The sequence below is a fragment of the Tardiphaga sp. 285_C5_N1_2 genome (assembly GCF_052076065.1).
Classification (GTDB): Bacteria; Pseudomonadota; Alphaproteobacteria; order Rhizobiales; family Xanthobacteraceae; genus Tardiphaga; species Tardiphaga robiniae.
Map to the genome: position 1 here is coordinate 1,505,529 of NZ_CP197241.1, position 12,923 is coordinate 1,518,451.

The 12,923-nt window shown below is 61.6% G+C and carries 15 protein-coding genes; 7 read left to right on the forward strand and 8 right to left on the reverse strand.

From position 1 onward, the window contains the following. Nucleotides 1–50 precede the first annotated feature (50 nt). Both AB7951_RS07055 and AB7951_RS07060 read right to left on the reverse strand, forming a co-directional pair. A complete protein-coding gene (locus AB7951_RS07055; RefSeq protein WP_147421703.1) occupies nt 51–374 on the reverse strand; it encodes a hypothetical protein in 324 nt (107 codons plus the stop codon). Nucleotides 375–600: 226 nt separating this feature from the next. After that, nucleotides 601–2,004 carry a carotenoid oxygenase family protein gene (locus tag AB7951_RS07060; RefSeq protein WP_441255718.1) on the reverse strand — a complete coding sequence of 468 codons (1,404 nt, stop codon included), beginning with the start codon at nt 2,002–2,004 and terminating at the stop codon, nt 601–603. 88 nt (nt 2,005–2,092) lie between these two features. Here AB7951_RS07060 and AB7951_RS07065 point away from each other — a divergent pair, with 88 nt between their 5' ends. Beyond that, nucleotides 2,093–2,848 (forward strand): TetR/AcrR family transcriptional regulator, encoded by a 756-nt coding sequence (locus AB7951_RS07065; RefSeq protein ID WP_439061799.1) that lies wholly within the window; start codon nt 2,093–2,095, stop codon nt 2,846–2,848. Nucleotides 2,849–2,899: 51 nt separating this feature from the next. On the opposite strand, the gene AB7951_RS07070 is transcribed toward AB7951_RS07065, so the two are convergent. The 3 genes from AB7951_RS07070 to AB7951_RS07080 all read right to left on the reverse strand — a co-directional run bounded on the left by AB7951_RS07070 (nt 2,900) and on the right by AB7951_RS07080 (nt 5,403). Then, entirely contained in the window at nt 2,900–3,481 is a 582-nt protein-coding gene (locus AB7951_RS07070) for an amino acid synthesis family protein (RefSeq protein ID WP_120291343.1), read from the reverse strand. A 50-nt stretch (nt 3,482–3,531) separates the two neighbouring features. Further along, complete coding sequence (locus AB7951_RS07075; protein WP_120291341.1) at nt 3,532–4,392, reverse strand: fumarylacetoacetate hydrolase family protein; 861 nt, start codon at nt 4,390–4,392, stop codon at nt 3,532–3,534. Nucleotides 4,393–4,554: 162 nt separating this feature from the next. After that, nucleotides 4,555–5,403 carry a GntR family transcriptional regulator gene (locus tag AB7951_RS07080; RefSeq protein ID WP_420878656.1) on the reverse strand — a complete coding sequence of 283 codons (849 nt, stop codon included), beginning with the start codon at nt 5,401–5,403 and terminating at the stop codon, nt 4,555–4,557. Between AB7951_RS07080 and AB7951_RS07085 the strand changes: the two genes are divergently transcribed. The 3 genes from AB7951_RS07085 to AB7951_RS07095 all read left to right on the forward strand — a co-directional run bounded on the left by AB7951_RS07085 (nt 5,383) and on the right by AB7951_RS07095 (nt 8,402). Beyond that, the gene (locus AB7951_RS07085; RefSeq protein WP_120291339.1) at nt 5,383–6,375 is read left to right on the forward strand and encodes a zinc-dependent alcohol dehydrogenase family protein; all 993 of its coding nucleotides are present in this window, start codon (nt 5,383–5,385) and stop codon (nt 6,373–6,375) included. The genes AB7951_RS07080 and AB7951_RS07085 overlap by 21 nt on opposite strands. A gap of 40 nt (nt 6,376–6,415) precedes the next feature. Next, nucleotides 6,416–7,315: a VOC family protein gene (locus tag AB7951_RS07090; protein WP_120291337.1), complete on the forward strand. Its 900-nt coding sequence runs from the start codon at nt 6,416–6,418 to the stop codon at nt 7,313–7,315. A 136-nt stretch (nt 7,316–7,451) separates the two neighbouring features. Then, entirely contained in the window at nt 7,452–8,402 is a 951-nt protein-coding gene (locus AB7951_RS07095) for a tripartite tricarboxylate transporter substrate binding protein (RefSeq protein ID WP_439061798.1), read from the forward strand. Nucleotides 8,403–8,411: 9 nt separating this feature from the next. Here the strand turns inward: AB7951_RS07095 and AB7951_RS07100 are convergent, their stop codons facing one another. Next, a complete protein-coding gene (locus AB7951_RS07100) occupies nt 8,412–9,050 on the reverse strand; it encodes a hypothetical protein (protein ID WP_120291335.1) in 639 nt (212 codons plus the stop codon). A gap of 148 nt (nt 9,051–9,198) precedes the next feature. Between AB7951_RS07100 and AB7951_RS07105 the strand changes: the two genes are divergently transcribed. After that, nucleotides 9,199–9,909, forward strand: a complete 711-nt coding sequence (locus tag AB7951_RS07105; RefSeq protein ID WP_120291333.1) for an SET domain-containing protein — start codon at nt 9,199–9,201, stop codon at nt 9,907–9,909. Here the strand turns inward: AB7951_RS07105 and AB7951_RS07110 are convergent. Then, complete coding sequence (locus tag AB7951_RS07110; RefSeq protein ID WP_120291331.1) at nt 9,906–10,304, reverse strand: hypothetical protein; 399 nt, start codon at nt 10,302–10,304, stop codon at nt 9,906–9,908. The genes AB7951_RS07105 and AB7951_RS07110 overlap by 4 nt on opposite strands. 116 nt (nt 10,305–10,420) lie before the next feature. Here AB7951_RS07110 and AB7951_RS07115 point away from each other — a divergent pair, with 116 nt between their 5' ends. After that, the gene (locus AB7951_RS07115) at nt 10,421–11,239 is read left to right on the forward strand and encodes a helix-turn-helix transcriptional regulator (RefSeq protein ID WP_120291329.1); all 819 of its coding nucleotides are present in this window, start codon (nt 10,421–10,423) and stop codon (nt 11,237–11,239) included. 63 nt (nt 11,240–11,302) lie between these two features. Then, entirely contained in the window at nt 11,303–11,968 is a 666-nt protein-coding gene (locus AB7951_RS07120; RefSeq protein WP_093756596.1) for a DsbA family oxidoreductase, read from the forward strand. Nucleotides 11,969–11,978: 10 nt separating this feature from the next. On the opposite strand, the gene AB7951_RS07125 is transcribed toward AB7951_RS07120, so the two are convergent. Further along, a complete protein-coding gene (locus AB7951_RS07125; RefSeq protein ID WP_120291327.1) occupies nt 11,979–12,923 on the reverse strand; it encodes a JmjC domain-containing protein in 945 nt (314 codons plus the stop codon).

The window sequence follows — 12,923 nt, forward strand, 5'->3', positions numbered from 1 at the left end:
GTTGCGGGCTCGCTTACGAGGTCGTCGCGTCGCTGCTCATTATCCTGCGATCATATGTCTTGTTGTGAGAGCGGGCAGACATTGCCGACCGGCGTGAAAACGTCGTGAGAGGCCGAGGCGGCCGCGCCGGATGGTTCGATACCGACGAGTGTGGTCCCGGTCACAACCAGCACGAGGGCTAGGCTGCCCCAGCTTGCTGTCCGGGTCATCATGTCCGGCCTGCGATATGCGGTTCGTGCGAGAACGAACTGCGTCGCAGCACCTGCGATGGCGACGGCAGTCGCGATCAGCACGTCTCCTGCGACCGCAAAGGTCGTGAAAAAGGCGATGGTGGAAAGGAAGCCGATGGCCAGCTTGGCGAGGACGTTGATCATGGCGTGGTTCCGCGCGCTTGTTGTCGAATGAGTACTTTTGTCGTTGTGCTTCAGGAGGCGGTGGCAGCTGCCGATCATGAGAAAGGACGCCACGCCGTTTTCCCGTCGCTCCATCTTTACATTGTCAAGATTTCTTCTAGGCCTTGCCCGCGGGCTCGTCAACAAAAATCTTTACACTGTCAAAATTATGTGAGGTGAGATCTTTAACTGTCATTGGATCAATGGTTTATAAGGAATCAACCCAGCTGCCGTGAAAGCCTGCTGGTACCCGGTGACCGAGCTGGACAAGAGCGATCGGCCCCGCGGCGACATCGGTGGCATTGAACACTGCCAGATCGCTGCGGTTCTGCCGGGCGCGCCACACCACCGCGAGCAGCCAGCCGTCGCCTTCGGCTGCATCCTTGCCGCGCGCGACGAAGACGGGTTCGGAGATGCTGTCGCCGAGTGGCAGCATATACTGGCCGAGCCTGATGCCGTCGCGCCAGACATGTGTGATCCCGGAAAAGGCCTTGCTGGCACCCGGTGCCGGGTTATCGCAGGCGTACCAGCCTTGCGTGCTGACGAGGCCGGAGCGGCGCTCGTCGATGCGCGGGAATTCGCCGGTGACGTCGTCGAGATAGGTGCGGGTGAAACGATCGGTATTGGCTGATAGATCGAAGGTCCATCGACAAAGTCGCGCGTTGGATTTCGCAGGATCGGTCGGCGAGCCGTCGGGATGCGTGAACAGCGGCGCTTCCTCGGACTGCATGACGTCGGCGATGATGCGGTCGCCTTCCTCCCACGCATTCATCACATGGAAGACGTAGCAGGCTTCGGCGCGAAACCACTTGATATCATCGGCACTGCCGCCGCGCTTCATCACGCCGACATAAGAGCCCTTGTCCGGCTCCCAGGCATAGGGCGGGCGGCCTGATCGCGCGCGGTCCATGCTGCCGGTGATGGGCAGGATCGGAAACAGCAGGTAGTTCTCCGTGACGATGAAGTCATGCACCATGCTGGCATAGGGCGCATCGAAACGCTCGAAGCGCGTGACGATACCCGATGAATCGATCGCGCCGAACGAGATCGTCGGACTGAAGATACCGCGGGCGTTATAGCCGAAGAAATTCATTTCGCCGGTGACGGGATCGATCTTCGGATGCGCGGTGAACGGTCCGCCGATGCGCCCGCTATAGTTCTGATAGCCGAGCGTCTTCAGCGTGCCCGGTTCGATCTCGGTTGGCGCATGGCCTTCCTCCAGCGCGAGCAGGCGGCCGGCATGAAAGACGATGTTGGTATTGGCCGCGCCTGAGTCATTGCCAAGCGAAGCGGGGGCATCGGGGATTTTCTGGCCGAAGCCGCGATAGAGCGTGCGGCCGGCATCGTGCTCGGCGAGAAATTTCGGCGTGTGGATCCAGCGATTGCGATAGCTCGCGCGGCCGTTCTCGATGTGAAAGGCATGCAGCATGCCGTCACCGACGAACCAGTGCGAGCCTTTGGTTTCGAATTGAGGATTGGGGCCGTTGCGGTAGAGCGTGCCGTTGAGCTCACGTGGCAACTCGCCGACGACTGTCAGGAACGGCGCGTCGCACTCCATCGGGATCGGCGCAAGATTGTCATGAGCAGCCTCGATCGGGTCCAGCAGCGCCATCGTCGTCTCCCATGCTATTATCTTTACGTTGTCTAGATTGCTAGATGTGAGCGGTCGGCCCGTCAAGCAAAATCTTTACAGTGTAAAAATGACGACCTATAACATCACCATGACGAAGCAGACCAAGACCGCGAAACCGCGCGCCGTGCCGCAAGACCGCCGCAAGAAGGTCGCAGGAATTTCGCAAGCCAAGGGCGCGGCCCAAAAAACCGCCGGCGCCGAATCTCCCTATCATCACGGGGACTTGCACGGCGCGCTGCTGAAAGCCGCGGAAATCGTGCTGGAGCGCGATGGACTATCTGGCCTGACGCTGCGCGCCGTCGCCCGCGAAGCCGGCGTCTCGCATGCGGCTCCGACGCATCACTTCGGCGATCTCACCGGCCTCGTCAGCGAACTCGCCGCTATCGGCTTTCGCAACTTCAACGCCACAATGACTGCGGCTGGTGCGAGTGGCACGACGCCGCTCGAAAGCGCGCTCGCCCGCGCCAAGGCCTATCTCGCTTATGCACGTGCGCAGCCCGGCATGTATCAGCTGATGTTTCGTACCGAGCGGCTCGACATGACGCGGCCGAATCTGCGCGAGGCCGCCAATGCATCTTTCGCCGGTCTTGCCAGCGTGGTCGGCGCACATCATCCGGGCAATGTCGCCACCGATGCGCTGACCATCGAGCAGGCCGCGCAGATCGCGCGGACGTGGTCGCTGGTGCATGGTTTCACCATGCTGACCCTCGATGGCCGCCTCACTGACATCCTGCGCCGCTTACCCGATGGCACCGACGCAGAGAAGCTGTTCGTCGAGATGCTGAAGATCACCGTCGCCAGGGCCATGGAAACGCCGAAGTAGCGAAACTCTTTGCGAAGCGCCGGCGTCGTGTGCAGGTGCTGTTTGCGGTAGCTATCGCTGCCCGTCATGCACTGAGATATCGGACGCTGCCAGCCCGCCAATACGTGCATGCGGTCTTCCGCCGGTGGCCATCACCAGGCCGAAGGCGATCTCGTCGCGACGCGGGCCATCCCAGACAGTCATTTCAGCGGTGCTGAAATGACTGCGGACATAGGCCGCTTCGATATGGCCCAGCGGCACCATTAGCCGTGTACCGATGCCGCCAACGGTCTTCGCGGCCGGCACGATGGCTTTGGGCTGGCCGAGAATCTCGCGCATCGCCCAGCCGCCGGCCTCGTGCCATACGGCCGCGTGCTCAAGCTCGCCGTCGTCGCCCACGATCATGCCCTTGCCGTAAGCTTCGATGCGTTCCTTGCCGCCGAGCGCCTGAACGAGCTCGGCCGCAAGTGTGCGTCCAAGTTCGCGTAGTTCGGCCTGGAAGGCCATCAGGTCCGGCTCGTATCGACCAGCAAAAGGATTGCGGATAATCGCCAGTGCCGTGCCGACATGGAGCGGCTGCGAGAGACGCGGCCCACGTTCGTGCCAGACCGTCTCGACGGAAATCTGGGTCTTGCGAATGTCATAGGATGTCATGGCTGACCCAGTCCGTGTTTTGCGAGCGTTGTGAGGAAGCCGTCCGCTGACTACTCGTCAATGACGGGATTGCTGAGGATGCCGAGCTTCTCGATTTCGACTTCGACGACGTCGCCGGCCTTCAGGAAGATCGGAGGCTTCCGCGTAAAGCCGACGCCGGCAGGCGTTCCCGTTGCAATGACGTCACCCGGGACGAGGTCGAAGATTTCCGACGCATAGTTGATCAACCGGGGAATCGAGAAGATCAAAAAGGATGTGTCCGAGGATTGGACGATGTCACCATTCACGCGGGTTTCGAGCTTGAGCTTGGTGGGATCGCTGACTTCATCGGTCGTCACCAGCCACGGGCCGAACGGTCCGGTGCCAACGAAATTCTTGCCGGCCGCGATCTGCTGCGCGTGTCGCTGATAATCGCGGACGCTGACGTCGTTATAAATCGAATAGCCCGCGATGTGGTTCATCGCCTCGCTTTCGGGAATATGGCGGCCGCCTTTGCCGATCACGACGGCGAGTTCACCTTCCCAGTCCAGGTGCGTGGAGACTTTCGGCCGGATCACCGGCTGGTTGTGGCCGACCTGTGAGCGCCAGACCCGCAGAAAGATCGGCGGGAATTCGGTGATCTGGCGGTCCATGCCATGAGCCACCGCTTCCTTGTGGTGGTCGAGATAGTTCCGCACCGCGCAGACGATCTTTTCGGGGCGGGGGATTACCGGCAGGTAGCTGATGTCCGACAGCTTCAGGTCTGGCTTGCGTCCGCCAACGATCTGGTCGCGCTTGGCGAAGTCGGGGCTGGCGATGAAATCGGCGAGCGTCGGATAGTGCGGGAGCGCCTTGCCGAGATCGACGATCGCGTCGTTGACGACGGCTCCCCAGCTTTCGCGCTGCTGATGGCTGAAAGACAAGAGCTTCATGATGAGGCCTTCCTATGTAATCCCTGATATCGAAATTTCGTAAGTTTATTATATTTTCGAAAATAATGCCTGACAAGAGGGCTGGCGGCGCCTGCGGCGACTTTCAACGTGGGATGTTGGGCCTGCCGTCTGTTTCTTCGCCGACTAGCCGGCGATCCCGTCTCAGGATTCAGTCAGCAGATGAGATGCGTATTTCACGACATTGTCGGAGGTGCTGCGGATGTGCCGGTCGATCAGGGATGTGGCCAGTGCCGTGTCGCGGGCGATCGCGGCCTGCATAATGGCGCGATGCTCACCGACCTTGTCGCGTGGTTGCGGGCGAAACATGGCGGACAGGTTTCGATAGCGTTCGGCGCGCTCGAACAGCGAAGCCCGAATGCCAAACAACGTCGGGGAGCGCCCGCACGACACCAGCGCCTCGTGAAACTGGCGGTGGGCGATCTGCCATTCCGGATTCTCGACGTGATTACCGGGAAGTCTTTCCTCAATGCGTCCCAGCCTGTGCAGGGTCGACATAACCGCTATTTCCCAGTCATCTCCGCCATTTGCGATGGAGCGGCTGAGCAGTTCGATCTCGATCAGGATCCGGGTCTGGGTGATGTCGATCAGGTCGTCGCTCGTAACGGGCGCCACGCGAAAGCCACGCTGCTCCTCGGCAACGACCAGGCCGTCCGCCGTCAGCGACGTCAGCGCCTCGCGCAGCGTCGTGAAGCTTGCGCCGAAAGCGAGCTTCAAGGCATCGAATTTTAGCGGTTCGCCAGGCTTGAGCCGGCAAGCGACGATATCCTGACGCAGTCGGTGCGTGATATCGACTGCGAGTGTTTTGCCGAATTCTTTGCGCGATTTGACGGCCGAAGCAGTCATGGAATGGACCTCAGATTCCGCCGGCTGATGGTGCCGGCTGGTTGCAGAATGCCGGCGCATGACCGCTATTGCAATAATTTTCGTAATAGGACATATTTTCGAAAATATCTTCTGCAGGGTGGATTCATGAAGGCTGTGCTGGTTCATCGTCCCGGTGGTCCCGACGCGCTCGATTATGTCGATGTCGCCATTCCGGCTCCGGGCCCGAAAGAGGTGCAGATCAAGGCGGAGGCTTTTGGCGTCGGCCAGCCGGACGCCTTGATCCGGCGCGGCGTTTACAAGTGGATGCCGCCACTACCGGCCAATCCGGGGAATGATGTCGCCGGGCGCATCTCCGCGGTCGGTCACGGTGTTGTCGGTATCTCGGTCGGGCAGAAGGTTTTGCTGAGCGCCCGCGATCTGTCACAGCGCGGCGGCTGTTACGCCGAATATGTGGTGGCGCCGGCCGATGCTATCCATCTGTTGCCTGATGCCGTCGATTTGCAGGACGCCGTGTGCCTTGCGAACTATCAAGTCGCCTGGGCGCTGCTGCATGAATGCGGTGGGCGTAATTCCGCGGGCAGTGTGCTTGTGATTGGTGCGGCTGGCGGTGTCGGCACGTCGATCGTGCAATTGGCGAAGCTGGCAGGCATGACGGTGATCGGTACGGTCAGCACCCCCGAAAAAGCCCGGTTCGCCAAATCCAACGGCGCCGACCACGTGATCTTCTATCGTGACGAGGACGTCGTCGCGCGGACGCGCGAATTGACCGGGGGGAGAGGCGTCGGCCTCGTGCTCGACCATGTTTGCGGTCCCGAATTCGTCTCCTATCTCGGCGTGCTCGGCAAATGGGGGACGCTGGTCTCCTACAACGCCTTCGCCGGCCTTCCCGAAGAAAACCTGATGGGAGAGATGCGGAAGTATCTCGACGTCTGTCCGGCCGTGCGCTGCTTCTCCTTTCACATCTACGATCATGACCGCGATGCGCGCCGCGCCATCATGGGGAAGTTGATCTCGCTGCTTGGGCGCGGGGAGATCAAGCCCGCAATCTCCGCGCGGCTGAAATTATCCGAGGTCCGGCAGGCGCACACGCTGCTGGAGTCCGGAGGCGCGCTCGGCAAGATCATCATGACCCCGTAGGCGAACGGCTATCGGTCTGGAACGAGATACGGAGGACCACATGATCAAGGTAAAACGCATCAGGCATGTGACGTTCGTTACGCCTGATATCGACAGGCAGATCGACTACTATCAAACGGTGGTCGGACTCGGCGTGGTGACGCGTGACGCCAGTCACGCATCGCTGGCCACCGACTCGGACGAACTCGCCGTCGTCCTGCAGCGTGGCGATCAGGCGGCCTGTCGGCGATTGACCTTCGAAGTGGCGCCCGATCTGGATTTCGCCGACCTGGTGGCAACACTGTCGCGCGCTGGAATTGCGGCCGAGATCCAGTCCGATCCGCTTCCTGGCGTGCCTCGCTCGGTGCTGTTCCGGGACTTCGAGGGAATGGAAATCGAACTGCTTGCGGGGCCGACATTCGCTGTCGCGGAGCAGCCTGTTGGCGGCATTGCAGCCGACCGCCTCGGCCATATCGCGCTCTACACGCAAGATCCGCTGAAGGCGTCGAAGTTTTATGGTGACGTGCTGAATTTCCGGGTGTCGGACTGGATCGAGGACGCCTTCGTCTTCATGCGGTGTGGTTTTGATCATCACTCCGTCAATTTCGCGCGCGGCCCGGGTCGGCGATTGCATCACGCGGCGTTCGAGCTCCGTGATGCCTCGCACATGCATCGCGCCTGCGACCTGCTCGGGCGCAAGAAGATGCAGATCCTGTGGGGGCCGGTGCGTCATGGCCCGGGCCACAATGTTGCGATCTATCACCGCGACCCCGATGGCCATCTCATCGAATTGTTCTTCGATCTCGATCAGATGATCGACGAAGAGCTTGGCTATTTCGAGCCACGCCCATGGCACCGGGATCGTCCGCAGCGCCCCAAGGTCTGGGTAGGTCTCCCCCGAGATATCTGGGGGCCGGCTCCATCGCCGGAGCTCGCGGAGTTCAAACGCAAGGCGACATGACATCGCTGCCGACAAAGTCGCCGCCATGAAGCGACAGATCGGCACCTCGGCGATCAGTGCTGAAGAGATAAAAGGGGAGGAAATAATGAGCCAGCTGTCGAAATCTATTCGAGGCAGAGTTCTCGCATGCCTCGCGGTGTCTGTATTTATAGTCTCGTCGATCGACGTGCCTGGCGCCTCAGCGCAAGCCTACCCAAATCGTGTCATTCGTATCGTTCACGGTTTCGCATCGGGTGGGGCGGCGGACACGCTCTCTCGCGTCGTTGCCGACGGGCTGGCGAAACAGCTTAATGAGACCGTTATCGTCGAAGCGAAGCCCGGTGCAGGCGGCAATCTCGCATCGGACGCGGTCGCCAAGGCCGCGCCTGACGGATACACGCTCGGCCTTGTGACCGGGGGCCATGCGATTTCTGCAGGGCTTTACAAGTCGCTGTCCTATCAACCCGTCGATAGTTTCGAGATGATCTCCACGATCGTCTATTACGCGCTCGTCGTCGCTACCCGCAGCGACTATGAAGCAAAGACGCTGAGAGAGCTCATTGCGCTCGCAAAGGCCAAGCCGGGATCGTTGAGCTTCGGATCGGTCGGCTTCGGCAGCACGCATCACCTTGCTGGCGAATTGTTGAAAGCAGCAGCCGGCATCGACGTGTTGCACGTGCCCTACCGCGGCGACTCTCAGGCGATTACCGCGTTGCTCGCGGGCGATGTGCCCCTGATCGTTGGCACCAGCGTGCTTGTTGCGCCACAGATCGAGAGTGGTGCGGTGCGTGGCCTCGCCGTCACATCATCGACCCGGAGTGCTTTGCTGCCGAATGTTCCATCGGCCGGCGAGGCAGGTCTGAAGGGGTTCGATGTCAGGACGTGGGCCGGGCTGCTGGCGCCGAAGGGCACTCCGCCGGGGATCATCGCCCAACTCAACGCAGCCGTTCTGAAGTCTCTGGCCGACCCGGGGATCAGGGCGCGGCTGGAAGCGGCGATCGGTGGCGAGGTGCGGGGAAGCACGCCGCCGGAAATGCGTGAATTGGTCACGTCGGAAATCGCGCGATGGACGGCGGTGATCGACGCGGCGAAAATACCGAAGCTTTGACCGCGCGCCCTACCGGGCCAGGCCCGGGATGTTGCGCGATGCCATCGCCAGTGCCGTAGCCCGGCCGCCGATGCCGATCACGCTGACCTTGTCCGTCTTGCAATCGAAGCCGCGGGCGAGTTCGTCAGCGGCTTTGCGGGCCAGCTCGTTGGCCTCCGGATTGGCCGTCACGTCGATATAGGCGACATGGCACACGGCGCCCGGCGGCAACCGCGTGACCACCAGCATCTGTTTGGATTTTGGCCGGCCATTTTTCTCGGGATCGTCGTTGTCGGCGATGTGCCAGCGCTGGATCATCGCGAATGGTTTGCCGCCAATGACGCGCCATTCGATCGTGTTGGTGGTGGAGTTGAACGGACCGAAGCCTTGCGATGCCGCCGGCTCCTTGTCAGCGGCGCTGGCGCTGCGTCCGACCGTGATGGTCTCGCGCAGGTCGTCCTCGTTCTTCACCACGACGAGACCAGCTGGGCCGCGGCAAGTCCGTTCCGCGGCGTAGTCATCGCCATCGATTTTGAGGTTGGACGCTTTGCGGCAGTCGTTGTCGGTCGTCGACGTGTAGACGCTGCCGATAGTGTTGGCCGCGGCGAGCGAGGGCGCGCCGAGCAGGATCGTCAGTGTGGCGACAGCGAGGGCGGGCAGGCGGGGCATTTCAGGGCATCCAGCACGGGAAAGGTGCTGCTTTGACGTTCACAAGCTGGGGAAGGTTCAACCGAAGCGGCTGACAGGGCTGGTTGAATCGCGCTAGACAGCTTGGTCAGCCTTCATTTTGTCTCCAGCAGCGTCAGTTCCTCATCCCATGCCCGCCTCGACTTCCGCCAAGCCCTATCGCATCGGCCGTTCCAAAACCGGTCTCGGTCTTTTCGCCACCCAGCCGATCAAGAAGGGCGTCAAGATCGTCCAATACTTCGGGCCCCTGCTGGATTCGAAGAACGAGAAGCACGACGCGATCGAGAACAAGTATCTGTTCCAGATCAGCAAGCGCTGGACCGTCGATGGTTCGATCCGCAAGAACATCGCGCGCTATATCAACCACGCCTGCAAGCCGAACGCTGAGTCCGACGTCAATGCGGCGAAGAAGAAGATCATCATCCGCTCGATCAAGAAGATCGAGCCGGGCGAAGAGATCAACTACGATTACGGCACGGAGTATTTCAAGGAATACCTGAAGCCGATCGGCTGCAAGTGCGATTCCTGCGAGAAGAAGCGCAAGAAGAAGCGCGCCGAGGCACGTGCCGAGAAGCTCAAGGCCAAGGAGAAGGCCGAGCGCAAGGCGCTGAAGAAGGAAGAAAAGGCGAAGGCCAAGAGGGCCAAAGATAAGGCCAAGAAGGCCAAGAAGGCCAAGTCTTCGGGCAAAGCGGCTTCGGGCAAAGCCAAAACGACCAAGGCCGCCGCGGAGAAGACCTCCGCAGCGACCAAGGCCAAGTCTGTTAAGGCCAAGTCGGCGAAATCCAGGTCGGCCAAGGCTAGCAAGGCAAAGGCCGGCAAGGTCAGGAGCAAGGCGGCTTAAGCCGCCTGTGCCGCTGCGCTTCGGCGCAGCCCGATATATTGCAGCTCCGCGAACACGCCGACTGCAATCGCCTGCGCGGCCACGAAGATCTGGCCGAGCAGGTTCGGCGTCACCGCGCCCGAGAACAGCAGGCCGATGCTGCCCAGCGTCCACAGCGCGTTGCCGACGATGATCACCAGCACCAGCAGCTTCGGCATGGTCGCGCGGGTGCCGAGCCAGCCGACCAGCGCCGCATAGGCGATCAGAAACAGGCCGGATTCCAGCAGCAGCGCTTCGGGCAGATGCAGCAGCGGCGCCAGCATGGCCGCGGCAAAGGTCAGGAGAAGCGCCATGGCGCCGCTGACGGCGGCGTCGATCTGGATGGCGCGGCGGAGCAGGAGAGAGGGATTGATCATGGTCGTTGTCCTTCGGTTGGTCGTTGTGGATGTCCCGACCATGACGGCGCCGCGGAGCCAAATCGATTACCTGTGAGGTCATGGAAGCTGCGAAATTCGCGTGTTAGCTTTTTGCCATGAACACACAGCCAGCAGCGTCCTCCGCAACATCCCGGCCCGCCGGGATCGGCCATCATTTGCGCGAATGGCGGCAGCGCCGCCGCCTGAGCCAGCTGGATCTGGCCGGCGATGCCGAGATTTCCACGCGTCATCTGAGTTTCCTCGAGACCGGCCGCGCCTCGCCGTCGCGCGAGATGGTGTTGCGGCTGGCCGAGCGGCTCGACGTGCCGCTGCGAGAGCGCAATGTCTTGCTGGTGGCTGCTGGCTTCGCTCCGGCCTTTCCGCAGCGTGCGCTGGACGATCCCGCGCTGAATTCAGCGCGACAGGCCATTGACCTCGTGCTGAAGGCCCATGAGCCCAATCCGGCGCTGGCGGTCGATCGGCACTGGAATCTCGTGTCCGCCAACCGAATGGTGATGCCGCTGCTGGAAGGCATCGCGCCGCGCTTGCTCGGGCAGCCCTTCAACGTGCTGCGGCTGAGCTTTCATCCGGAGGCGTTGGCCCCGCGCACCGTCAATCTTGGTGAATGGTGCGCGCATCTGCTGGAGCGCCTGCACCGGCAATGCGAGGCAACCGCCGATCCGGAACTGATCAAATTGTATCAGGAATTGAAGACCTATCCGGTACCGGCGCGGTCGGCGCCGATCGCGGCTGACAGCGTTGTGGTGCCGTTCCGGATGAGGCTGGGCGACGATGTGCTGAGCTTCATGTCGACGACCATGACCTTCGGTACGCCGCTGGATATCACCCTGTCGGAAATCGCCATCGAGACGTTCTTTCCGGCGGATGACGTCACGGCGAACAGGCTCCGGGAGATCGCTTCAAACGGGACCTAACGGCCTTGTCCGCGATGTCCACGACGCCTATTTGTGGGCGGAACAAATACAGGGAGCCCGCCCATGAGCACCATCAAGCCGCTTCAGATCGATATCGTCTCCGACGTCGTGTGCCCGTGGTGCTATATCGGCAAGCGCCGGATCGAGAATGCGCTTGCGCTGGTCCCCGACGTGCCGGTGCATGTCAATTGGCGGCCGTTCTTCCTCAATCCGTGGATCCCGCGCGAGGGCATCGATCGCTCGACCTATCTGGAGACCAAATTCGGTTCTGTCGAAGCCTACAAAGGCATCGCCGGCCGTGTCGTCGATGCGGCCGAGCAGGAGGGCCTGACCTACCGGCCGGACAGCGTGAAGCGCCAGCCGAACACCATCGATTGCCACCGGCTGATCCATTGGGCCGAAGCCTCCGGCAAGTCGGCCGAGGTCAAGCAGCGCCTGATGGAATTGTATTTCCGCGATGGCGGAGATCTCACGCAGAGTGAGACGCTGGTGCAGGCTGCGGCCGATGTCGGGCTCGATGCGGACGATATCCGCAAGCGCCTCGCCACCGACGAGGACGTCGCGCTGATCTCAGGCAACGCCAAGGAAGCCGCCGACAAGGGCATCTCCGGCGTGCCGACTTTCGTGTTCGCCGGCAAATATGCGGTGTCCGGTGCGCAGGATGCGGAGAAGCTCGCGCGCGCGATCCGTCAGGTCTCGGCGGAAGTGAACGCGGAGGCGGCCGAGTAAGGGCGCGCGCTTACGCGCCCTTCAGATAGTAGTTCGCCTTCTTGCCGAGCGCGATGCGGCGCAGAACTTTGCGCATCGCCAGCGAGCTGCGCAGCGGTTTGATCGCCGTGGTCACGGTCCGGTAGAAAGCGAGCTTCAGCATATCCAGCACCGGCTGCCGGCCCGGCGGCTGCTGCGGGAAGCCGACACCACGCAGCATCGAATTGAAGAAGTGCAGGTCGTTGACCCGGCGCACTTCTTTGGTCTTCCAGGTGATTGCCATCGAGATCGAGAACGAACCGGCGGTGCGCACCCAGTGCGGCCACTGATAGGGCACGTAGCAGCCGTCGCCATCGAACATGTGAAACTCAACGGCGCGCGGCGCGAAGCTGTCGTCGAATTTGAGGTTGCGGTGCTTGGTCATCGAACGCTCGATCTCGTCGTCGGAGACGATCGCGCGGTCTTTGTTGTCATAGATCGTGAAGAACTTCTCGCCGTGGATCTGGACGAAGAAGTTATCCTCGCTGTCGAGATGGAACGGCGTGGTCGAATTCGGCGACGACACGAACAGGAAGCCTTCGAGCTGTTCGAAGCCGGCATCGAGCAGGCTGTTGAAGCCGCGGGCGCGCGCCACCGACAGCAGCGTGTCTTCGAGCAGTTGACGATACTCGGGCGAGTTCTCGATCCGCTTCAGCACCATCCATGCACCAGCGGTCTCGATACGATTGACCACCTCAACGGGATCGAGATCCACCGACGGGATCGCGTCGGGGTCCTGGCTGATCGCGACCTTGCCCGAATTGTATTCGATGAGATCGCGCGGCAGTTCGGATGCGAGCTGCGCGATACGCTGCAGCGTCAGCAGCGGATGTCCGGCGAGCTTGTGCTTGATGGCGAACGGCTTCAGCGGAAAATCGTTCTTGAGCGATTGATTGGCGGCCGAGATCACCGGCGCGACGTCAGTAGCTGCGTTCAT

Excerpts from the sequence above, each read along its gene's own strand:
- AB7951_RS07100 (WP_120291335.1), bottom strand. The coding sequence starts at position 9,050 with ATGCCCCGCCTGCCCGCCCTCGCTGTCGCCACACTGACGATCCTGCTC.
- AB7951_RS07055 (WP_147421703.1), bottom strand. The coding sequence starts at position 374 with ATGATCAACGTCCTCGCCAAGCTGGCCATCGGCTTCCTTTCCACCATC.
- AB7951_RS07080 (WP_420878656.1), bottom strand. The coding sequence starts at position 5,403 with ATGAACCAGCACAGCCTTCATGAATCCACCCTGCAGAAGATATTTTCG.
- AB7951_RS07060 (WP_441255718.1), bottom strand. The coding sequence starts at position 2,004 with ATGGCGCTGCTGGACCCGATCGAGGCTGCTCATGACAATCTTGCGCCG.
- AB7951_RS07070 (WP_120291343.1), bottom strand. The coding sequence starts at position 3,481 with ATGACATCCTATGACATTCGCAAGACCCAGATTTCCGTCGAGACGGTC.
- AB7951_RS07075 (WP_120291341.1), bottom strand. The coding sequence starts at position 4,392 with ATGAAGCTCTTGTCTTTCAGCCATCAGCAGCGCGAAAGCTGGGGAGCC.
- AB7951_RS07085 (WP_120291339.1), top strand. The coding sequence starts at position 5,383 with ATGAAGGCTGTGCTGGTTCATCGTCCCGGTGGTCCCGACGCGCTCGAT.
- AB7951_RS07090 (WP_120291337.1), top strand. The coding sequence starts at position 6,416 with ATGATCAAGGTAAAACGCATCAGGCATGTGACGTTCGTTACGCCTGAT.
- AB7951_RS07115 (WP_120291329.1), top strand. The coding sequence starts at position 10,421 with ATGAACACACAGCCAGCAGCGTCCTCCGCAACATCCCGGCCCGCCGGG.
- AB7951_RS07105 (WP_120291333.1), top strand. The coding sequence starts at position 9,199 with ATGCCCGCCTCGACTTCCGCCAAGCCCTATCGCATCGGCCGTTCCAAA.
- AB7951_RS07065 (WP_439061799.1), top strand. The coding sequence starts at position 2,093 with ATGACGACCTATAACATCACCATGACGAAGCAGACCAAGACCGCGAAA.
- AB7951_RS07120 (WP_093756596.1), top strand. The coding sequence starts at position 11,303 with ATGAGCACCATCAAGCCGCTTCAGATCGATATCGTCTCCGACGTCGTG.
- AB7951_RS07110 (WP_120291331.1), bottom strand. The coding sequence starts at position 10,304 with ATGATCAATCCCTCTCTCCTGCTCCGCCGCGCCATCCAGATCGACGCC.
- AB7951_RS07125 (WP_120291327.1), bottom strand. The coding sequence starts at position 12,923 with ATGAACGCAGCTACTGACGTCGCGCCGGTGATCTCGGCCGCCAATCAA.